This window comes from Methylibium sp. Pch-M, from assembly GCF_004136295.1.
Lineage (GTDB): Bacteria > Pseudomonadota > Gammaproteobacteria > Burkholderiales > Burkholderiaceae_C > Methylibium > Methylibium petroleiphilum.
The window spans coordinates 2,839,421-2,859,803 of the sequence record NZ_CP029606.1 but is presented as its reverse complement, the minus strand read 5'-3'; the positions used below and the strand labels follow the sequence as shown (position 1 = coordinate 2,859,803).

Here is a 20,383-nt window from a genome sequence, read left to right as displayed (position 1 = left end):
CGCCCTCAGGCGTAGGTGTAGAAGCCGCGGCCGCTCTTGCGGCCCAGGCGGCCGGCGGCCACCATTTCCTTCAGCAGCGGCGCGGGCCGGTACTTCGGGTCGTCGAAGCCCTCGCTGAACACCTGCATCACCGCGAGCAGCGTGTCCAGGCCGATCAGGTCGGCCAGCGCCAGCGGGCCGATCGGCTGGTTGCAGCCCAGCGTCATGCCCGCGTCGATGTCCTCGGCGCTGGCCAGGCCCTCCTGCAGCACGAAGATCGCCTCGTTGATCATCGGCACCAGGATGCGGTTGACCGCGAACCCCGGGCTGTTCTTCACCGCGATCGGCGTCTTGCCGATGGACCTGACGAAGGCCAGCGCACGCTCGCGCGTCGCCTCCGAGGTCTGCAGGCCGCCGATCACCTCGACCAGCGCCATCAGCGGCACCGGGTTGAAGAAGTGCATGCCGACGAAGCGCTCGGGCGCCTTCACCGCCGCGGCCAGCTGGGTGATGCTGATCGACGAGGTGTTGGTCGCGATCACCGCGTCCTCGCGCACCACGTCGGCGAGCTGCTGCAGGATGCGCAGCTTCAGCGCCAGGTTCTCGGTGGCGGCCTCGATCACGAGGTCGGCCCCGGCCAGCGCCGCGTAGTCGGTCGTGCCGCGCACGCGGGCCAGCGCCGCGGCGCTGGCCGCGGCCGTCAGCTTGTCCTTCTTGACCAGCCGCTCCAGGCTGTTGCCCAGCGTCGCGACGCCGCGCGCGACCGCCGCGTCCGACACGTCGACCAGCGTCACGTCCAGCCCGGCCATCGCGCACACCTGCGCGATGCCGTTGCCCATGGTGCCGGCGCCGATGACGCCGATTGTTTGACCGCTCATGCAGCGACTCCTTCGATGATCTCCCGCCACTGTAGGCCCTGCCGGCCTGCGCATCGATGCCCGAACGCGTCGCAGGGGCTGGCGGGTTTTGCCACTGCACGCGCATCCGATGTCGGGCACCATCACCCCTCTTCCCATCCCCTGCAAAGACCATGCGCGCCACCTTCTACGAACGCACCGGAGCGGCCCGGGACGTGCTCCGGATCGGCGAGCTGCCCGACCCGGTGCCCGGCCCGGGCGAGCTGCGCGTGAAGCTGCAGTGGTCCGGCGTGAACCCCTCCGACGTGAAGTCCCGCGCCGGCCTGCGCAGCCCGGTGATGCCCTTTCCCCGCGTCACGCCGCACAGCGACGGCATGGGCGTCGTCGATGCCGTCGGCCCCGGCGTCAGCGAGGCACGCCTGGGCGAGCGCGTGTGGCTGTGGAACGGCGCCTGGGCGCGCCCGGCCGGCACCGCGGCGCAGTACATCACCGTGCCCGAGCAGCAGGCCGTGCCGCTGCCGGACGGCGTGCCGGGCGAGGCCGGCGCCTGCTTCGGCATCCCGGCGCTGACCGCGCTGCATGCGCTGCTGGTGGACGGCGGCGTGGCGGGCAAGACGGTGCTGATCGCCGGCGGCGCCGGTGCCGTGGGCCACTACGCGGTGCAGTTCGCGCGCCGGCTCGGTGCGAAGCACATCGTCGCCACGGTCAGCAGCGCAGAGAAGGCCGAACTGGTGCGTGCGGCCGGCGCCGACACGGTGGTGGACTACAAGACCGAGAACGTGGCCGAACGCGTGCGCCAGGTCACCGGCGGCCGTGGCGTGGACCGCGTGATCGAGGTCGACGTGGTGGCCAACGCGGCGCTGAACATGGAGGCCGTGCGGCCCGGCGGCGAATGGGTGGTCTACGGCAGCGGCGCGGTGCAGTTCACGCTGCCCTTCTTCGCGCTCGCCGCGTGCAGCCCGCGCATCCGGCTGTTCATCGTCTACCTGCTCGAGGAGGCGGACCGCCGTCGCGCGATCGACACGCTGAACGGCTTCCTGGCACGCGGCGACCTGGTGCACCAGATCGCCGCGCGGCTGCCGCTCGAGCGCATCGTCGAGGCGCACGAGCTGGTCGAGAGCGGGCGCGCGATCGGCAACGTGGTGCTGTCGATCGACTGAACGCGCCGCCGCCGGCCGGCGGCGGCCCGCCTCAGGCGGTCACGAAGCCCTCGTAGCCGCTCGCCTTGACTTCCTCGCACTTGGCACGGTAGGTGCCCACACCGCCGGCATAGGCCAGCAGGCGCCGCGGCTTGCCCTTGACGTTGGAGCCCATGTACCAGGAGTTGGTCTTCGGCACCAGCGTCAGGTTGGCCAGTTCGTCGTGGTGGGCCACCCACTTGGCTTCGGCCTCGGCGCTGGGCTCGATGGAATGGCGGCCCTGCTGGCGCACGAAGGCGATGCAGTCGGCGATCCAGTCGACCTGCTGCTGCAGGCAGGTGGGCACGTTGCAGAACGCCGCCGCCGGCGAGAACGGCGCCATCGTCATGAACAGGTTCGGGTAGCCGTGCACCTGCAGGCCCATGGTGGTGCGCACGCCGTCCTGGGCCCAGGCATCGCGCAGCAGCACGCCGTCGCGGCCGCGGATGTCGACCTTGGTCAGCGCGCCGGTACCGGCGTCGAAGCCGGTGGCGCAGATCAGGATGTCGAGCTCGTGCAGGCCGGCCGCCGTGCGGATGCCCGTCGCGGTCACTTCCTCCATCGGCGTGGCCTTGGTGTCGACCAGCAGCACGTTGTCGCGGTTGAAGGCTTCGTAGTACTTGGTCTCCAGCGGCACGCGGCGCGTGCCGAAGCCGTAGTCCTGCGGCACCAGCTTGTCGGCCACCTTCGGGTCCTTCACGCGCTCGCGGATGCGCTGGCGCACGAAGTCGGAGAACTCGGCGTTGACCTTCTCGTCGAAGAACACCTCGCGGAAGCCGCCGATCCAGAAGTTCAGCGAACCGTCGTCCCACAGGCGCTGCAGGATGCGCTGGCGCTCGGCGGGGTCGACGTCGAAGAAGTTGCGGTCCTCGAAGTCGTAGTCGAAGCCGGCGAAGGTGCGCTGCACGCGCTCCTTCAGCATCGGGTACTGCGCGCGCAGCTCGGCGCGCGCCGCGTCGTCGTACTTCGGGTTGCGCATCGGGATGGTGTAGTTCGGCGTGCGCTGGAACACCGTCAGGTGCCCGACCTCGCCGGCGATGGTCTGGATCACCTGGATGCCCGTCGCGCCGGTGCCGATGATGCCCACCCGCTTGCCCTTGAGGTCCACGCCCTCGCGCGGCCACTGGGCGGTGTGCACGATGCGGCCCTTGAAGTTCTCGATCCCCGGCAGCGCCGGCAGCATCGGCACCGACAGGCCGCCGGTGCCCATGATGAAGTACTGCGCGCTGACGGACTGGCCGTCGTCGGTGGTGATGGTCCAGCGCTGGGACGCTTCGTCATAGGCCGCCGCGGTCACTCGGGTCTTGAACTGGATGTCCTTGCGCAGGTCGAAGCGGTCGGCCACGTGGTTGAGGTAGCGCTCGGTCTCGTCCTGGGCGGGGAAGCGCTCGCTCCAGTTCCACTCGTCCAGCAGCTCCTTGGAGAACCAGTACTGGTAGATGTAGGCCTGCGAGTCGACGCGCGCGCCCGGGTAGCGGTTCCAGTACCAGGTGCCGCCGACGCCGGTGCCGGCCTCGTAGACCTGCACCTTCAGGCCCTGCTCGCGCAGCTTGTAGAGCGAATACATGCCGGCGAATCCGGCGCCCACGACGACGGCATCGACCTGCTTCGGTGCCTGCTGGACATTCGACATCAGGGTCTCCTCTGGAAATGATCGGCCCGATTGAACCCGCCGACATTGCAAATTCCGCCACCCGGTCAGGTAGTTTTGGCCACCCGTTCCCCACCCACCCCCTGGGGGAAGCCCGCAGACCCGTCAGCTGCGCCGCAGCAAACAATCGCCGTTCCGCTGGTTGCCCTGCGAGCCGCATGCCCCCGCCGTCACCCCACCGTCAGCTGCGATCGCACCCGCTCGAGGCCACGACGGACTGGCCCACGCCGCCGGCCGACGAGCCGGCCTCGACCGAACGCGGCTTCCCGTCGGACGTGCGGATGCACAAGCTGTTCACGCCGCCGGTGTACCCGGGCGCCGTGCCGCGACAGGCCATCCTCGACCGCGTGCTGCAGGACGACAGCCTGCGCGTCACGGTGCTGCAGGGCCCTGCCGGCCACGGCAAGTCGACCACCCTGCAGCAGATCAAGACCGCCCACGAGGCCCGCGGCTGGCGCACCGCCTGGCTCACCCTCGACGACGCCGACAACGACCCGCGACGCTTCGAGTCGCACATGGTCGCGGTGATGAGCCTGCTGCACGGCCGTGCCGCATCGCCCGGCGCCTCGCGCAGCGGCACCGGCGACGCGCCGCGCGACCTGGCCGACTGGATGCTCGACACCCTGTCGGGCCGCATCACGCCGGCCTCGATCTTCATCGACGAGTTCCAGGCGCTGCGCAACGAGGCCCTGCTGCGCTTCTTCCGCTCGGTGCTCGCGCGCCTGCCGGCCAACGTGCATGTGTTCATCGGCTCGCGCACGCTGCCGGAGATCGGCCTGGCCACGCTGATGGTCAACCGCGTGGCGTCGGTGGTGCGCGCCGACGACCTGCGCTTCACGCCCGGCGAGGTGACGCAGTTCTTCGCCGATTCGGCCAGCCTGCAGGTCAGTGCCGGCGAGGTGGACGCGATCTACCGCCGCACCGAGGGCTGGCCGGCCGGCGTGCAGCTGTTCCGGCTGGCGCTGGTGAGTCCCGAAGTGCGCATGGCGCTGGACGGCGCCGACGACCACGGGCCGCGCGAGCTGGCCGAGTACCTGGCCGACAACGTGATGTCGCTGCAGTCGCCGCGCATGCAGGAGTTCCTGCTGAAGACGTCGCTGCTGCAGCGCCTGTCGGCACCGCTGTGCACCGCCGTGACCGGCTTCGAGGACGCACAGGAGCTGCTGGTGCGGCTGGAGCGCTCCGGCCTGTTCCTGCGCGCGCTCGACTCCGACAACCGCTGGTTCCGGTACCACGGCCTGTTCTCGACCTACCTGGCCGAGACCCTGCAGCGCAACGGCCCGGAGGAACTGCGGCAGGTGCACGAGAAGGCAGCGCAGTGGTGCCTGGCGCACGGGCTGCCCGAGGAAGCGATCCACCACGCGCTGTGCTGCCGGAACTTTCCGCTCGCGGCTTCCACGCTGACCGACTGGTCGTCGCAGCTGGTGGCCGGGGCCGAGCTGATCACACTGGAGCGCTGGCACGACCGCCTGCCCTTCCACGAGGTGGCGCAGCGGCCGGCGCTGGTGATCCGCGCCGCCTATGCGCTGATGTTCCTGCGCCGCCGCCCCAAGCTGCGGCCGCTGCTGGAGCTGATGGCACCGCAGGCCGGCGGCGGCGACATCCTGCCGACCACCCACCCCGACCTGTGCCGCGCGATGTCCTTCCTGCTGGTGGACGACGACCTGGCGGCTGCGGCCGACACGGTGGAGCAGGCCGGCGTGGTGCAGCGCGAGCTGGAGGGCTTCCCAGCCTTCGAGCTGGGCGCGGCCGCGAACGTGCTGGCGCTGGGCAAGGTGGCCGGCGGCGATTTCGAGGGCGCGCGGCAGGCCCTGGCGCTGGCGCGCGCGCACCTGGGTCGCGGCGGCGGCTCGTTCGTCGGCGGCTACACCGCCGCCATCACCGGCAGCAACCTGCTCGTGCAGGGCCGGCTGCAGGAGGCGCTGGCGCACCTGCGCGACGAGAACGCGCAGGAAGCACCGCTCGACACCTCGGTGGCCGGCGCGGCACTCGCGGCCTGCCACATGTTCGCGCTGTACGAGGCCAACGACCTGGCGACGCTGGAGTCGCTGGCGCACCGTTTCCAGCGCGAGATCTCCGAGTCGGTGACGCTCGACTTCATCGCCGCGGCCCACATCGCCATCTCGCGCATGCACGAGGCGCGCGGGCGCTCCGACGAGGCCGTCGCGGCGCTCGACGAACTGGAGCGCATCGGCCACACCAGCCCCTGGCAGCGCCTGGTGGCGGTGAGCGAGTGGGAGCGCGTGCGGCGTGCGCTGGCGGGCCGCGAGATCGAGCGCGCGGTGGCGCTGGCGATGCGCATCGCCCCGGACTCGCGCGACGACGCGCCGCACTGGATCCACCTGGCCGAGGACGTGGAAGGCTCAGGCTACGGGTGGATCCGCCTCGCCATCGCACGGCACGACCACGCCGACGCCGCGCAGCGCATCGCCCGGGAGCGGGCGCGCCAGACCGGTCGGGTCTACCGCGACATCAAGCTGAGCGTGCTGGAGGCCCTGCTCCAGCAACGCATGGGCGCCCGCAACGCCGCCCATCGCTGCCTGCGCAAGGCGCTGCAGCTGGGCCGCCGAGGCCGCTACGTGCGCTGCCTGCTCGACGAGGGCGACGGCGTCATCGAGCTGCTGCGCGAGGCCTACCAGAACCTGCTGCAGGGCCACGAACCGGGCGGCGGCGGCACCGACCCGGACCGCGACTACATCGAGCTGCTGCTCGAGGCCTCGGGGACCGACCTGGGCCGCCAGGCCGCCGGCAACGCCCTGACCGAGGCGCTGTCGGAGCGCGAGAAGGAGATGCTGCACTTCCTGCTCGACGGCACCACCAACCGCGAGATCGCCGGACGGCTGTTCGTGTCGGAGAACACCGTCAAGTTCCACCTGAAGAACATCTACTCCAAGCTCGGCGTCGGCAACCGGCTGCAGGCCATCAACACGGCGCGGGCGCTGCGGTTGATCGAGTGAACCGGCGGCCTGCCGCGTGTCGACGTCACGAGGCTGGCGGGTGCCACGAGACCTCAGGCCGGCGTGTCGAGCAACTGCTTCAGCGCCCGATCGATCTGCTCGATGTAGCCCGCATCCAGCCCGAACAGCGCGATGTGGCCCCACAGGCTGTCGATCACCTTCAGCTCGCCGTTCGGGATCAGCCGCTGCTCGGCCGCGCAGTCGGCCGGCGGGAAGAACATGTCGGTGCTGATCGGCATCACCACCGTCCTCGCCGTGATGCGCGCCAGCGCCTTCGCGAGGTCGCCGCCGGTGTGCCGGCTCACGTCGCCGCGCTGCCACTTCCAGGCCATGCACAGCAGGTCGTTCGGGTCCATCGGCAGGAAGGTGGCGTCCAGGAAGTTCAGCATCAGGTCGTCGACCGACGAGAAGCCGAACGGCCGCCACAGCTCCTGCTTGTAGAACTCGGTGCTGAAGCCCATCACCGCCCACAGCCGCGCATGCCGCCGCAGGCCCTCGCGCACCGCATGCGGCTGCTCGTACCAGCCGCCGGCCCAGGCCGGGTCGGAGGTGATCGCGTCGCACAGCGATTGCGCGTACAGGAAGTCGTGCGGCGTGTTCTTCGCGGTGCCGGCGATCGGCGCGGCGCGCTTCACCGCGTCGGGGAAGCGCACCGCCCACTCGTAGGTCTGCTGCGCACCCATCGAGCCGCCGACCACCAGCGCCAGCGACTCGATGCCGAACTTGCCCTTCAGCAGTCGCTGCTGCGCGACCACGTCGTCGCCGATGCGCACCTTGGGAAAGTTCGCCATGCCCAGCGGCCAGGCGGTGTTGTGCGGCGAGCTCGACAGACCGTTGCCGATCTGGTTGGCCACGACGATGAAGTACTTCTCGGGGTCGAGCGCGCGCCCCGGGCCGATGTACGCCTGCTCCATGATCTTGCTGGTGCCCGAGAACCAGGTGGGCACCAGGATCGCGTTGTCCTTGGCCGCCGACAGCGTGCCGAAGGTGGCGTAGGCGATCCGGCAGTTGCGGATCGTGCCGCCCTCCTCCAGGACCAGGTCGCCGATGTCGAAGCTCTCGTAGGGACCGTGCACCGCCTGCGAGTAGTACTCGTTGTCGACCATCGGGCGTCTCCTCCTGTCGTTCGTGCTCTCGGGCGCGTTCTCGCCCGGATCAGGCGCTGGCCGTCTCGGGCTGGCGGAACTGGTCGTACTCGTCGATCCGGAACTCGGCGGTGGCCTTGCGATAGTCGATGACGTTGCCCGACCAGTTGTTGCTGATGCGGCCGTCGGCATGCTTGTACCAGCTGGTACAGGAGCCGGCCCACGAGGTCCCCTGCAGGTCCTTCTGCAGCTGGCGGTTGAACGCGGCCATCACCGCCGGCTTGACGTCGAGCGCCGCCACGCCGTGTGCCTTGGCCGCCTGCAGGGCACGCACCGTGTAGTCGACCTGGGCCTCGATCATGTTGAGGATGGAGTTGTGGCCGAGGTTGGTGTTGGGGCCGTACAGCACATAGAGGTTCGGGAAGCCGCTGACGGTGATGCCGAGATAGGCCTCGGGCACCGGCTTCCAGGTCTCGCGCAGCGACTTGCCGCCGCGGCCCTTGATGTCCGACACACCGAGCAGCGTCTCGGTCTCGAAGCCGGTGCCGAACACGATGACGTCGAACTCGTGCAGCGTGCCGTCCTTGGTGCGGATGCCCTGCTCCTCGATGCCCGCGATCGCGGTGGTCTCGAGCGTCACGTTGGGGCGCACCAGGGCCGGGTAGTAGTCGTCGGCAATGATGATGCGCTTGCAGCCGATGGGATAGGTGGGCCACAGCTTCTCGCGCAGCACCGGGTCGGCCACCTGCGATTCCAGCTGGGCGCGCGCCATCGCGGTGAACTCGGCCGCCTTCGGCGTGTCCAGGCGCATCGCGTCGTACCAGCTTTCATGGTCGGCGAAGATCGCCGCCCGGCTGGCGTCGCGCGTGGCCGGCACGGCGTGGAAGATGCGCTGCTCGTCGTCGGTGTAGGGCCGGTCGAGGCGGGGCACCACGTAGTTCGGCGAACGCTGGAACACCGTCAGGTGCCCGGCCTGGCGTGCCAGTTCGGGGATGAACTGCGCCGCGCTCGGACCCACGCCGATGCAGGCGATGCGCTTGCCGGCGAGCGGCACGTCGTGCCGCCAGCCCGCCGAATGGAACTGCGCGCCCTGGAAGCGCTCACGGCCCGCGATGCCGGCGAAGCTCGGCCGGTTGAGCTGGCCCCAGGCCGGCACGAAGTTGCGCGCGAGCACGGTCTCGTTGTTCGCGGTGCGGATGCGCCACAGCAGCCGGGACTCGTCCCAGGTCGCATCGATCACCTCGGTGTTGAAACGGATCTGGGGCTTGAGGCCGCTCTTCTCGGCCAGCAGTTCGATGTTGTGCAGGATCTCGGGCTGGTCGCAGTAGGTCTTGGTCCACTCGGGTCGCTCGGTGAACGACAGCCAGTAGAGATGCGACTTCACGTCGCAGGCCGCGCCGGGGTAGGTGTTGTCGCGCCAGGTGCCGCCGACGCCGGAGGCCTTCTCGAGCAGCACGAAGTCGTTCTCACCCTGCTCGCGCAGGCGCAGGGCCATGCAGAGCCCCCCGAAGCCGGTGCCCAGGATCGCGACGTTGTAGACCTTCATTGCTTCTTCTCCGAATTGTCTCGGCCCCGTTCGGGCCGAAGTTCATGGTTCAAGGATGGGGGTGGCCCGCGCTCACTGCGGATCGCGGGCCGCTGGCTTGGGCGCTCAGGTCGCCGGGGTCTGGTAGCGCAGCCGCAGCTCGCGCTTGAGCAGCTTGCCGCTCGGGTTCTTCGGCAACGCGTCGGTCAGGATCACCGTCTTCGGGATCTTGAAGCGCGCGAGGCGCTGGTCGCAGAAGGCGATCACCGCCGCCTCGGTCAGCGCATGGCCGGCCTTGGGCACGATGACGGCCGTCACGGCCTCGATCCACACCGGGTGCGGCAGGCCGATCACGGCCACCTCCGACACGCCCTCGAGCGCGTAGATCGTTTCCTCGACCTCGCGGCTGGCGACGTTCTCGCCGCCGGTCTTGATCATGTCCTTCTTGCGATCGACGACGGTCAGGTAGCCCTCGGCGTCGAGCACGCCGAGATCGCCGCTGTGGAACCAGCCCCCCTCGAAGGCCGCCCGGGTGCGCTCCTCGTCGCGGAAGTAGCCGCTCAGCAGCTGCGGCGAGCGGTGCACGATCTCGCCGATCTCGCCGACCGCCACATCGCGCATGGCGTCGTCGACCACGCGCGTCTCGACGTTGAGCGTCGCACGGCCCGCCGAGCCGGCCTTGCGCAGCTGGTCCTCGGGCTTGAGCACGGTGGCCAGCGGCGCGATCTCGGTCTGCCCGTACAGGTTCCACAAGCGCACCCTCGGCAGACGGCGCTGCAATTCCTTCAGCACCTCCACCGGCATGATCGAGGCGCCGTAGTAGCCCTTGCACAGGGCCGACAGGTCGGTGGTGTCGAACTGCGGCGCGCGCAGCAGCGAGATCCACACGGTGGGCGGCGCGAAGAACGAGGTGATGCCGTCACGCGCCATCAGCGTGAGCAGGTTGTCGGCGGTCGGCTTGCCGGTGATGACGTTGGTCGCGCCGACATAGATCGCCGGGCCCAGGAAGACGTCGAGCTGCGCGCAGTGGTAGAGCGGCAGCGCATGCAGGATCAGGTCGTGCTCGGCGATCTCGGCATCGACGATGCAGCTCACGTATTCGGCGATCACCGCGTCGTGCGTCAGCATCGCGCCCTTCGGTCGCGACTCGGTGCCGCTGGTGTAGACGATCTGCGCCAGCATGCCGCCGTGCAGCACCGGGCTGGGCACGCGGTCCCCGAATTCGAGCAGCTCGTCGAAACGCGTCAGGCCGGCGGCCGGCTCGCTGGCGTCCTCGCCGGGCAGCCAGACGAGGCTCTCGACGGCGGTGCCGGCACTCGCCTGGCGCGCCAGCTCGGTGAGGCCGCTGTCGGTGCACAGCAGCCGCGCGCCCGAGTGTTCGAGGATGTAGCGCGCCTCGTCGGCGCTCAGCATGAAGTTGATCGGCACCAGCACCGCGCCGAGCCGTGCCACGGCGAAGCGCAGCGCGGCGAAGGCGTGCGAGTTGCGCGCCAGCACGGCGACCCGGTCGCCGCTGGCGATGCCCTGCGCCGCCAGGCCGGTGGCCAGGCGGTTGCAGGTGTCGTCGAACTGCGCATAGGTCCAGGCGGTGCTGCCGCAGCGGATGGCGAGCTTGTTCGGGTGGCGCTGGCGGGTGCGGCGCAGCAGGTCGCCCAGGGTCTGGCGAGCAATGCGGTCGAGGATGTTCATGGTCGCGGAAGAGGGAAAAGGAGGCGTCGGTCCCGGGCTCAACGGCCCTGGAATCGGGCCGGACGCCGTTCGAAGAAGGCCGCCAGGCCTTCGCCGAAATCGGCGGTCGCGGCACTGGCGAGGAAGGCATCGCGCTCGGCATCGAGCTGGTCGGCGAAGCTGCGTTCGAAACTGGTGCGCATCAGGCGCCGCATGTGGCCGTAGGCCAGCGTCGGGCCGCGCGCCAGGCGCTGCGCCAGCGCCTCGGCCTCGGCCTCCAGCGCGTCGGCGGTGACCACGCGGTTGACGAGCCCGATCTCCAGCGCCTTGCGCGCGTCGAAGCTCTCGCCCAGCAGCGCGATCTCCAGCGCGCGGCGCAGGCCCACCAGGCGCGGCAGCGACCACGAGGCGCCGAGATCGCAGCTCGTGGCGATGTTGATGTAGGCCAGGTTGAACTTGGTGCCCTCGGCAGCGATGGCCAGGTCAGCCGCGGCCGCCAGGCTGAGGCCGGCTCCGGCCACCGCGCCGTGCAGCGCGACCAGCACCGGCGCGTCGATACGGCCCAGCAGGTTCAGCGCCTGGTGCATCGGCGTGATCAGGCTGTCGGCCGCCGCCACCGGCGCAGCGCGCATCTGTGCCAGATCGCCGCCAGCGGCGAAGGCCCGGCCCGAGCCGCTGAGCAGCACCGCGCGCACCGAACTGTCGTCGGCGAGGTCGCGGCAGGCCGCGAGCAGCGCCTGGGCCAGGTCGAGGTCGAGCGCATTGAGCGCCTCGGGCCGGTCGAGGCGCAGGCGCACCAGGCCGCCGTCGCGACTGACGCTCAGGCCCTTCATGGTCGGCGAACGAGAAACTGAACAGACATGGGATTCCAGCGTCGATCCGGGATGGGGCGCGTTGCCGCGCCCGCCGCACGGCGACCCATTGCAGCGGCCGCCTGCAGGAATTGGACGCCGGAAGGTCGTGCGCACTCCCACCCGGAAGGGTAGTTGTGTCGTTTCGGCGCGTGACGCGCCCCACGGACCGCCGAGGTCGACACCGGGCGCTCGTGTTTACCCGTGCTCTCGGTAGAACTCCGCTGGCGCCCGCCACCGGCCGCGGCGAACAATCGCTTCCCTTGCAGTTCCCGGCCGGCTTGCCCGGCAATGACACCCATGTCGAAAACCGGTCACTCCGACGCCGGCATCCGCCGTTCGAAGCCCGCCGACATCCCCGACCCGATCGTCGCTGCCCCTGCCGGCTCGGCGCGGCCCCAGCCCGGCGCCGTGCACGCCACGATGGAGGTCAGCACCCACAAGCTGTTCGCCCCGCCGATCTACCCCGGCGCCGTGCGCCGCCGCGTCATCCTCGACCGCGTGCTGCAGGACAACAGCCTGCGCGTCACGGTGCTGCAGGGCCCTGCCGGCCACGGCAAGTCGACCACCCTGCAGCAGATCAAGACCGCCCACGAGGCCCGCGGCTGGCGCACCGCCTGGCTCACCCTCGACGACGCCGACAACGACCCGCGACGCTTCGAGTCGCACATGCGCGCGCTGGTGGGGCTGATGCGCGACGGCGCCGCCCACCCGGAGGCCGCCGCAGCCCGGGTCGGCGAGGCCCCGCCCGACCTGGCGAACTGGATGCTCGACGCGCTGTCGGGCATGGACACGCACGCATCGATCTTCCTCGACGAATTCCAGGCGCTGCGCAACGAGGCCATCCTGCGCTTCTTCCGCTTCCTGCTGTCGCGCCTGCCGGCCCATGCGCACGTCTTCATCGGCTCGCGCTCGCTGCCGGAGATCGGCCTGGCCACGCTGCTGGTCAACCGCATGGCGACGGTGCTGCGCGCCGACGACCTGCGCTTCACGCCCGGCGAGGTGACGCAGTTCTTCGCCGAGTCCAAGGACCTGCGCGTCAGCGCCGAGGAAGTGGGTGCGATCTACCGGCGCACCGAGGGCTGGCCGGCCGGCCTGCAATTGTTCCGGCTCGGCCTCGGCAGCCCGGAGGTGCGCACGTCGCTGGTCGACCCCGAGGACCACGGCCCGCGCGAACTCGCCGAGTACCTGACCGACAACGTGGTGACGCTGCAGTCGCCGCGCATCCAGGAGTTCCTGTTCAAGACCTCGCTGCTGCGGCGGCTGTCGGCGCCGCTGTGTGCGGCCGTGACCGGCTTCGACGACGCGCAGGACATCCTGGAGCAGCTCGAGCGCTCCGGCCTGTTCGTCCGTGCGCTCGACTCCGACAACCGCTGGTTCAAGTACCACGGCCTGTTCTCGAGCTTCCTCGCCGACAGCCTGCACCGCAGCTCCGAGCTCGAGGTGGTCAGCGTGCACGAGCGCGCGGCGCGCTGGTACTTGGCGCAGCACCTGCCCGAGGAGGCGATCTACCACGCGCTGTCCTGCCGCAACTTCTCGCTCGCCGCTGCGATCCTGAGCGAGTGGTCCTCGCGGCTGATCTCCAACGCGGAGCTGATCACGCTCGAGCGCTGGTACGACCGGCTGCCGTTCGACCACGTGGCGAACCGCCCGGTGCTGGCGATCAAGGCGGCCTACTCGCTGATGTTCCTGCGCCGGCGTACCAAGCTGCGGCCGCTGGTGGACCTGATGGACCAGCATGCCGGCTGCGGCGACATCCTGCAGACCACCAGCCCCGACCTGTGCCGGGCCATGGCGCGCCTGCTGTTCGAGGACGACCTCCATGCGGCGCTCGCCATCATCGACCGCCCCGAGGTGCTGCAGCAGGAGGTCAGCGGCTTCCCGGCCTTCGAGCTCGGCGCCGCGTGCAACGTGCTGAGCTTCGGGCGCCTCGCCGCCGGTGATTTCGAGGGCGCGCGCAAGTCGCTGATGCAGGCGCGGGCCCACAGCGAGCGCGGCGCCGGCTCCTTCGTGATGGGCTACACCTCGGCGGTCAGCGGCGCGCGCCTGATCGTGCAGGGCAAGCTGGACGAGGCGATCGAGCGCTACCGCGCCGACATGCTGGCGCAGCACGCGCCGCTCGACAAGTCGTTCGCGCCGGCGGTGATGGCCGCCGCGCAGATCTGGGCGCTCTACGAGGCCAACGACCTGGCGGCGCTGGAGCCGCTGTGCGCGCAGTTCCAGCGCGGCATCTCCGAGTGCGTGACGCTCGACTTCATCGCGCTGGCCTACCTGTCGATCTCGCGCATGCACGACGCGCGCGGCCGTTCGGCCGAGGCGGAGGAAGTGCTCGACGAGCTCGAGCGCATGGGCCACGACAGCCACCTCGACCGGCTGGTCTCGCAGGCCGACTGGGAGCGTGTCCGCCGCGCGGTGCTGGCCGGCGAGCTCGACCGCGCCACGGCGCTGGCCCAGCGCATCGCTCCGGTCTGCCCGCCGCTGGATCCGCACTGGATCTACATGGCCGACGACATGGAGGGCGAGGGCTTCGGCCGCATCCGCCTGGCGATCGCCCACCACGACCATGCGCTGGCCTCGCAGCTGATCGCACGCGAGCGGGCCCGCCAGACCGGCCGCGTCTATCGCGACATCCGGCTGCACGTGTTCGAGGCGCTGCTGCTGAACGACAAGGGCTCGCCCAACGGCGCCCACCGCAGCCTGCGCAAGGCGCTGCAGCTGGCGCGGCCGGGCCGCTACGTGCGCTGCTTCCTCGACGAGGGCCGCGCCATCGTCTCGATGCTGCGGGAGGAGTACCAGCACTTTCTGCAGTCCGCCGACGAGGGCCAGGCGGCGCCCGATCCGGACCGCGACTTCATCGAACTGCTGCTGGCCGCGTCGGGCACCGACCTCGGCCAGCCGCGCTGCCGGCACCACCTCACCGACCCGCTGTCGGAGCGCGAGAAGGAGATGCTGCAGTTCCTGGCCAACGGCGTGGCCAACAAGGAGATCGCCTCACGGCTTTTCGTCTCCGAGAACACCGTCAAGTTCCACCTGAAGAACATCTACTCCAAGCTCGGCGTCAGCGGTCGCGTGCAGGCGATCAACGCCGCACGCACGCTGCGGCTGGTGTCCTGAGCGGGCGAGGCCCGGGCCTCAGGCCAGCGCGCCGGTCGCGGCCAGCTGCGCGATCTCCTCGTCGGCCCAGCCCCAGGCCGCGAGCGCGGCGCGGCCGTCGTGCGTGGCCGGCAGCGGGCGCGCGCCCACCGTGGGCGTGCGCGAGAAGCGCGGCGCCGGCCCGGGCTGCACGCGGCCGTCCACCTCGACGAAGCTGCCGCGCGCCCGGTGGTGCGGATGCTGCGGCGCCTCGCCCAGCGTGAGCACCGGCGTGACGCAGGCGTCGCTGCCCTCGAAGACCCGCACCCAGTCGTCGCGCGAACGCGTGCGCAGCACCGCGGCGATGCGCTGCTTCTGCTGCGGCCACAGGCTGCGGTCGTGCTGGGGCTGCAGCAGCGCCTCCCCGGCCAGGCCGGTGCGCTCGAGGAACTGGCGGTAGAAGCGCTCCTCCAGCGCGGCCACCGCCAGGTGGCCGCCATCGGCGCAGGCATAGGTGTCGTAGAAGGGCGCGGCGCCGTCGATCAGGTTGCTCTGCCGCCGGTCCTGCCATTGCCCCATCGCCTGGAAGCTCAGGTTCATCGCCTGCAGCAGCGCACAGCCATCGGTCATCGCGGCATCGACCACCTGGCCCTCACCGGTCTGGCGCGCATGCAGCAGCGCGGCCAGCACGCCCACCGCGAGCAGCATGGCGCCGCCGCCGAAATCGGCCACCAGGTTCAGCGGTGGCACCGGCCCCCCCTCGGCGCGGCCGATGGCATGCAAGGCCCCCGACAGAGCGAGGTAGTTCAGGTCGTGACCCGCGGTGTGCGCGAGCGGGCCGCCCTGCCCCCAGCCGGTCATGCGGCCGTAGACCAGTCGCGGGTTGTGCGCCAGACAGGGCGCGGGGCCCAGGCCCAGGCGCTCCATCACACCGGGGCGGAAGCCCTCGATCAGCACGTCGGCCGCGCCCACCAGGCGCAGCGCGGCCGCGCGGCCCTCGGCCCGCGCGAGGTCGAGCGCCACCGCACTGCGCCCGCGCTGCAGCACGTCGCAGTGAGGATCGAACAGCGCCGCCTGGGCGCCGCCGCCGGGCCGGTCGATGCGCAGCACGTCGGCCCCCAGGTCGGCGAGCAGCATGCCGCAGAACGGCGCCGGCCCCATCGCGGCGACCTCGACCACGCGCACGCCGCGCAACGGGCCGGGGCCCGGACCCGTTGCCGTCATGGCCCCTCCGTCAGGCGGTGCCGAACGCGGCGCGCAGGTTCCTGCCGATGCGGTCGTAGATGCTCTGCGTGTGGCCGATCACGCCCTTCATCCAGAAGAAGCCGTGGATCATCGTCGGGTTGGGCACATGGTCCACCGACACGCCGGCCTTCGCCAGTGCCTTGGCGTAGGCATCGCCCTCGTCGCGCAGCGGGTCGTAGCCGGCGGTGATCACCGTGGCCGCGGGCAGCCCCTTCAAATCGCCCTTGATCGGCGAGACATACGCGTCGCTCGCCTGCGCGGGCTGGGTCAGGTAGTGACCGAAGAACCACTGCATCGCGCCCTGCGTCAGCAGGTAGCCTTCGGCGTTCTCCTTGCGCGAGGGGTAGTCGCCCGCCGCGTCGGTGACCGGGTAGACCAGCACCTGGTGGGCGATCTTCGGGCCCTTGCGGTCGCGCGCCATCTGCGACACCACCGCCGCGAGGTTGCCGCCGGCGCTGTCGCCGGCCACCGCGATGCGGGCCGGGTCGAGGCCCAGCTTCGCGGCATTCTCGCGCGCCCACACCAGGCCGGCGTAGGCATCCTCCGGCGCCGTGGGATAGGGATGCTCGGGCGCCTTGCGGTAGTCGACCGAGACCACCGCCGCGTTGGCGGCGTTGCACAGTGAGCGCGCCACCTTGTCGACCAGGTCCAGGTTGCCGAACACGAAGCCGCCGCCGTGGAAGTACACCAGCATCGGGTGCGGCGCGCTGCCGGCCGGCCGGTAGATGCGCACGGCGATGTCGCCACCCTTCACCGGCACGCGGTGGTTCGACACGTCGGCCACCGCTTCCTCGTCGCCTTCCAGGCCGACGAAGGCCATCGCGGTCTCTCGGGATTCGGGCACCGTCATCTGCTCGAAGCTCTTCAGGCCCTGCGCCTTGAACGCGTCGAGCAATCCTTGTACTTGCGGGTCCAGTGACATCGTTGTCTCCTCGGGGGGTGGTGAACAAGCGCAGTGGTCGGGCTTCAGCTGCCCAGCCGCTGCATCGCGGAAGTGGTGAGGTACTTGTCGTAGACGCTGGGATCGTTGACGCGCATCGAGTGGCCACCGGGCACCTCGCGCACCTGCTCGATGCGGGTCATGCGGCTGGTCTGCACGTTGAAGGCATGCACGGTGGCCCAGGACCAGTAGGGCTCCTTGCCGTCCATCACGCGCGCCTTGCCGTCGTCGTAGTACGCGAAGGACGCGTCGAAGTGGCGGAACAGCTCGCCGCGGCGGTCGTAGGACACCATCTGGAACGGCACCAGCGTGCGCGCGTCGAACCACACGCGCTTGCGCCCGACCGGCGCACGCGGGTAGCGCACCGGCTCGGCCTCGATGACGATCACCTCGGGCACCAGTTCCACCGCGTGGTCCCAGAACAGGTTGCCCTTCGGGCCGCCGTGCGTCGTGTGCTCCCAGTTCGGGTGGGCCGAGCTCCAGCCGCGCGAGACCGCCGCGAGGTGCGGCCCGCGGTGCACGACCTGGTAGTTGCCCCAGGTCAGGAAGGGATCGCCGGCCGCCCAGGCGTCCGACAGGTAGAGCTCGGCGCCGGCCACCAGCGGCTCGAAGCGCTGGTTGGTCGGGAAGCTGCGCACCCGCTTGAAGGCCGGCAGGTAGCCGTAGAGCTGCGGGAACTGGTTCTGGTCGTAGGCCCAGATGTTGAGGAAGATCGTGCCGCGCGCGTCGGCCGGCTCGGTGAACAGCACCGACTGGTAGCGCAGCTTGTCCGGCTCACCGGCCCAGTAGGGCTTGGGATCGATGACGGTGCGTGCCACCGTGGACATCTCGGCCCACACCGACGAGTACTGGTACTGCAGGTTGCCCGCCGGGTCGAGGTCGTACTCCTTGCTGGCATAGACCGACACGTCGTGGCGGCCCCAGCTCAGCGTGTGCGCGGCGAACATCTCCAGCGCGGACGTGGGCTCGGGGAAGGGGTTGCCGCCGATCCACGGCTTGCCCTCGGTGGTGACGATGTTGCCGCTGGCGTCGAAGCGCGCCTTGCCGCGGTTGCGCGCGGTGGCTTCCAGGTAGGGCAACGGGTTCAGGTGGCTCAGGTCGGTGGTGGTCGGGGCCAGCACCAGCTTGCGCCCCATCGTGGCGATCTGCCGGTAGCGGACCGGGTCGAGCAGGTCCTTCACCAGCTCCACGTTGCCCGCGTCGATCACGTCGCCGGACTTCAGGCGGCCCTTGCTGTAGGCCTCGATCGACAGCAGTTCGTCGGGGTAGGCCGCGGCGACCGAACCGCTGCGCAGGAAGGCCGCCCAGGCCGACCCGAACACGCCGGCGCGCAGCAGCCCCTTGCCGGTGGCGTCGAGGAAGGCCCGGCGGCTGTAGTCGCGGTCGAAACGAAGGAGGTGCGCCATGGGCTGGAAAGAAAAAAGCACCGGCTGCGCGAGCGGCCGGTGCATGTCGTCGTCGACACCCGGCCGCCGCGGCGGCCGGGTCGACTCGAACCACGACTAGACACTCAGAACTGATAAGCCACGCGGGCGAAGATTTCGTTGTTGTGCTGCAGGCCGTCGACGAAGTCGCGGTACTCGCCCTTGTTCTGGGAGTACACGGCGTTGAGGTAGAGGTCGGCCTGGATCGACTTGGTGGGCTTCCACTTCACGCCCGGCTGCATGTACCAGCCGCCCTTGAGGTCGGTCAGGATCGCGAAGTCGAAGCGGTACTCCAGCGTCGGCGACGGCTGCTGCAGCGCCAGCGCCACCGCGTTGAAGCCGCCCGACTGGCCCTTGGGCGACTCGCCCGGGGTGTTGCCCACGCCGTCGAGGTAGCGCCCGAACAGGTCGCTCCTGGACTTGTGCAGCCACTGCGCCACGAAGTAGGTCGCCGGGAAGGCGCTGGTGAACTTGTGGTACTTCTCCATGATGAAGGCGAACTGGTATTCGTCCTTCTCGATGTAGTCGCCCAGCGTCGGGTTGGTGAAGTGCTTGTTGGGCGTGTAGGAGAACTCGAAGCGCCCGATCAGCTGGTCGAGCAGCGAGTCGGGCTCGCCCTCGAACACGCGGTTGATGCCGCCACCGAACACCGTCTCGCGCTTGTACTCGCGGCTGAGCCAGCCGCGCAGCGAACCGGCCACGGCCGGCGTGAAGAAGGTGTCCAGGATGCACGACGCAGCCGCCTTGTTGCCGATCTTGAAGTCGCCGTAGACCGCACGTTCGGCACCGCAGACGGTGGCCAGGCCGACCAGGCCGTAGGGGTCGCCCGCAGCGGTGATGAAGTTCATCGAGGTGGCCACGCCTTCGATGCCGTTGAGGCGCGAGTTGGCCGCGCCGCGGAACCACTCCTCGGCGCTGTAGACGCCGGTGGGCTGCGCCGCGAAGGCGGTGCCTGGCAGCGTGCCGGCGCCCTTGGCCGCCGTCCACTTGAAGACGCCGTCGGGGTTGGTGCGGTTGATGGCAAAGGCCTGGTAGCCGAAGCCGCCGGCCTCGCCCTTCAAGCGGAAGCCGACGTTCCACTTGTTCTTGACGTCCTCGTAGCCGGGCCGCTGGTCGACGGTGAACTGATCCTGGATGAGGTTGTAGCCGGTCTCGCCGTTGGGCAGCAGCGTGGGCGCGAAGCGCTGCACGAAGCCGTCGACGTCCATCTTCTCGTTGACGCGGTAGTTGGCGCGCAGGCCGAGCGCGGAGCGGCGGGTGTCGGAGTACTCTTCGGCGGCGACGCCGAACAGGTGGCCGCGCAGGTCCAGGCCGTTGGGCTGGTCGGCCACGCGGAAGAACAGCGCCTCGCCCCAGGCGATCTGCTGGTTGCCGGCGCGGATCCACAGCGGGCCGTTGTTGTAGTCGAGGTAGAAGGCGGGCAGGTCGATCAGCGCGCGGTCGGTGGCGTAGGCCAGCGGGCCGCCGGCGGTGCCGCCGAAGGCCTGGCGGAAGCTGCTGCCGGAGTTGATGTCGCCCACGCCGGTGCTGGCGCCGCCGACGGTGCGGGTGCCGTAGGCGTCTTCGACGGCGCGGGTCTCGTCGACGATGCCGCGCAGCTTGATGGTGGCCTTCAGCGAGTCGGTGAGCTTGCCGTCGAGGTTGAGGTCCACGCGGGTGGCGAACCAGTTGATGTCGGCGTCCTTCTTGTAGGCCGCCGGGCGCGACAGCGTGGGGACCCCGCCCTGCGTCACCAGACTGTTGTTCGAATAGACCACCCCGTTGGTGGAGTTGCCGTTCTGGGTCGTGAGGTTCTGGTCGTCGGTGGTCTTGACCGCCAACTCCTGTCGGATGAAGCCCGACACTGCCCACTCGGCCGCCTGGGCCGACCCGCACAGCGCGACCAACGCAGCTGCTGCGATGGCGTGCCGCTGAGAGATTTCTGTACGAATCTTCTTCACGCTGTTGTCTC

13 protein-coding genes are annotated in these 20,383 nt (G+C 70.3%); 3 read left to right on the top strand and 10 right to left on the bottom strand.

All coding sequences use genetic code 11. The features are described 5' to 3' along the window. Positions 1–5: 5 nt before the first annotated feature. Positions 6–857, bottom strand: a complete 852-nt coding sequence (locus C1M51_RS13795; protein WP_129450607.1) for a 3-hydroxybutyryl-CoA dehydrogenase — start codon at positions 855–857, stop codon at positions 6–8. A 152-nt stretch (positions 858–1,009) separates the two neighbouring features. On the opposite strand from C1M51_RS13795, the gene C1M51_RS13790 reads away from it, so the two are divergent. Next, complete coding sequence (locus C1M51_RS13790) at positions 1,010–1,996, top strand: NADPH:quinone reductase (protein WP_129450605.1); 987 nt, start codon at positions 1,010–1,012, stop codon at positions 1,994–1,996. Positions 1,997–2,027: 31 nt separating this feature from the next. Here C1M51_RS13790 and C1M51_RS13785 read toward each other — a convergent pair whose 3' ends face one another. Next, positions 2,028–3,647, bottom strand: coding sequence for an NAD(P)/FAD-dependent oxidoreductase (locus tag C1M51_RS13785; RefSeq protein ID WP_036233430.1), 1,620 nt, complete (start codon positions 3,645–3,647; stop codon positions 2,028–2,030). 176 nt (positions 3,648–3,823) lie between these two features. Here C1M51_RS13785 and C1M51_RS13780 point away from each other — a divergent pair, with 176 nt between their 5' ends. After that, a complete protein-coding gene (locus C1M51_RS13780) occupies positions 3,824–6,622 on the top strand; it encodes a LuxR C-terminal-related transcriptional regulator (protein WP_129450603.1) in 2,799 nt (932 codons plus the stop codon). A 53-nt stretch (positions 6,623–6,675) separates the two neighbouring features. On the opposite strand, the gene C1M51_RS13775 is transcribed toward C1M51_RS13780, so the two are convergent. The 4 genes from C1M51_RS13775 to C1M51_RS13760 form a co-directional block, all read right to left on the bottom strand. Further along, on the bottom strand, positions 6,676–7,728 hold the full coding sequence (locus tag C1M51_RS13775) for an alpha/beta fold hydrolase (protein ID WP_129450601.1): 1,053 nt from the start codon (positions 7,726–7,728) through the stop codon (positions 6,676–6,678). Positions 7,729–7,777: 49 nt separating this feature from the next. Then, on the bottom strand, positions 7,778–9,253 hold the full coding sequence (locus C1M51_RS13770; protein ID WP_036233428.1) for an NAD(P)/FAD-dependent oxidoreductase: 1,476 nt from the start codon (positions 9,251–9,253) through the stop codon (positions 7,778–7,780). Between the two features lie 105 nt (positions 9,254–9,358). Next, a complete protein-coding gene (locus C1M51_RS13765) occupies positions 9,359–10,921 on the bottom strand; it encodes an acyl-CoA synthetase (protein ID WP_129450599.1) in 1,563 nt (520 codons plus the stop codon). Positions 10,922–10,959: 38 nt separating this feature from the next. Next, the gene (locus C1M51_RS13760) at positions 10,960–11,733 is read right to left on the bottom strand and encodes an enoyl-CoA hydratase/isomerase family protein (RefSeq protein WP_129450598.1); all 774 of its coding nucleotides are present in this window, start codon (positions 11,731–11,733) and stop codon (positions 10,960–10,962) included. Between the two features lie 318 nt (positions 11,734–12,051). Between C1M51_RS13760 and C1M51_RS13755 the strand changes: the two genes are divergently transcribed. Continuing rightward, the gene (locus tag C1M51_RS13755; RefSeq protein WP_242499729.1) at positions 12,052–14,865 is read left to right on the top strand and encodes a LuxR C-terminal-related transcriptional regulator; all 2,814 of its coding nucleotides are present in this window, start codon (positions 12,052–12,054) and stop codon (positions 14,863–14,865) included. A gap of 18 nt (positions 14,866–14,883) precedes the next feature. On the opposite strand, the gene C1M51_RS13750 is transcribed toward C1M51_RS13755, so the two are convergent. The 4 genes from C1M51_RS13750 to C1M51_RS13735 all read right to left on the bottom strand — a co-directional run bounded on the left by C1M51_RS13750 (position 14,884) and on the right by C1M51_RS13735 (position 20,372). After that, on the bottom strand, positions 14,884–16,047 hold the full coding sequence (locus tag C1M51_RS13750) for a CaiB/BaiF CoA-transferase family protein (RefSeq protein ID WP_129450596.1): 1,164 nt from the start codon (positions 16,045–16,047) through the stop codon (positions 14,884–14,886). Between the two features lie 10 nt (positions 16,048–16,057). After that, positions 16,058–16,990, bottom strand: coding sequence for an alpha/beta hydrolase (locus C1M51_RS13745; protein WP_129450594.1), 933 nt, complete (start codon positions 16,988–16,990; stop codon positions 16,058–16,060). 44 nt (positions 16,991–17,034) lie between these two features. Next, positions 17,035–18,414 (bottom strand): DUF1329 domain-containing protein, encoded by a 1,380-nt coding sequence (locus C1M51_RS13740; protein WP_129450592.1) that lies wholly within the window; start codon positions 18,412–18,414, stop codon positions 17,035–17,037. 104 nt (positions 18,415–18,518) lie between these two features. Then, positions 18,519–20,372 (bottom strand): DUF1302 family protein, encoded by a 1,854-nt coding sequence (locus tag C1M51_RS13735; RefSeq protein WP_129449833.1) that lies wholly within the window; start codon positions 20,370–20,372, stop codon positions 18,519–18,521. Positions 20,373–20,383 lie beyond the last annotated feature (11 nt).

Coding starts and splice junctions, on each gene's coding strand:
- C1M51_RS13795 (WP_129450607.1), bottom strand. CDS start 857: ATGAGCGGTCAAACAATCGGCGTCATCGGCGCCGGCACCATGGGCAAC.
- C1M51_RS13790 (WP_129450605.1), top strand. CDS start 1,010: ATGCGCGCCACCTTCTACGAACGCACCGGAGCGGCCCGGGACGTGCTC.
- C1M51_RS13785 (WP_036233430.1), bottom strand. CDS start 3,647: ATGTCGAATGTCCAGCAGGCACCGAAGCAGGTCGATGCCGTCGTCGTG.
- C1M51_RS13780 (WP_129450603.1), top strand. CDS start 3,824: ATGCCCCCGCCGTCACCCCACCGTCAGCTGCGATCGCACCCGCTCGAG.
- C1M51_RS13775 (WP_129450601.1), bottom strand. CDS start 7,728: ATGGTCGACAACGAGTACTACTCGCAGGCGGTGCACGGTCCCTACGAG.
- C1M51_RS13770 (WP_036233428.1), bottom strand. CDS start 9,253: ATGAAGGTCTACAACGTCGCGATCCTGGGCACCGGCTTCGGGGGGCTC.
- C1M51_RS13765 (WP_129450599.1), bottom strand. CDS start 10,921: ATGAACATCCTCGACCGCATTGCTCGCCAGACCCTGGGCGACCTGCTG.
- C1M51_RS13760 (WP_129450598.1), bottom strand. CDS start 11,733: ATGAAGGGCCTGAGCGTCAGTCGCGACGGCGGCCTGGTGCGCCTGCGC.
- C1M51_RS13755 (WP_242499729.1), top strand. CDS start 12,052: ATGTCGAAAACCGGTCACTCCGACGCCGGCATCCGCCGTTCGAAGCCC.
- C1M51_RS13750 (WP_129450596.1), bottom strand. CDS start 16,047: ATGACGGCAACGGGTCCGGGCCCCGGCCCGTTGCGCGGCGTGCGCGTG.
- C1M51_RS13745 (WP_129450594.1), bottom strand. CDS start 16,990: ATGTCACTGGACCCGCAAGTACAAGGATTGCTCGACGCGTTCAAGGCG.
- C1M51_RS13740 (WP_129450592.1), bottom strand. CDS start 18,414: ATGGCGCACCTCCTTCGTTTCGACCGCGACTACAGCCGCCGGGCCTTC.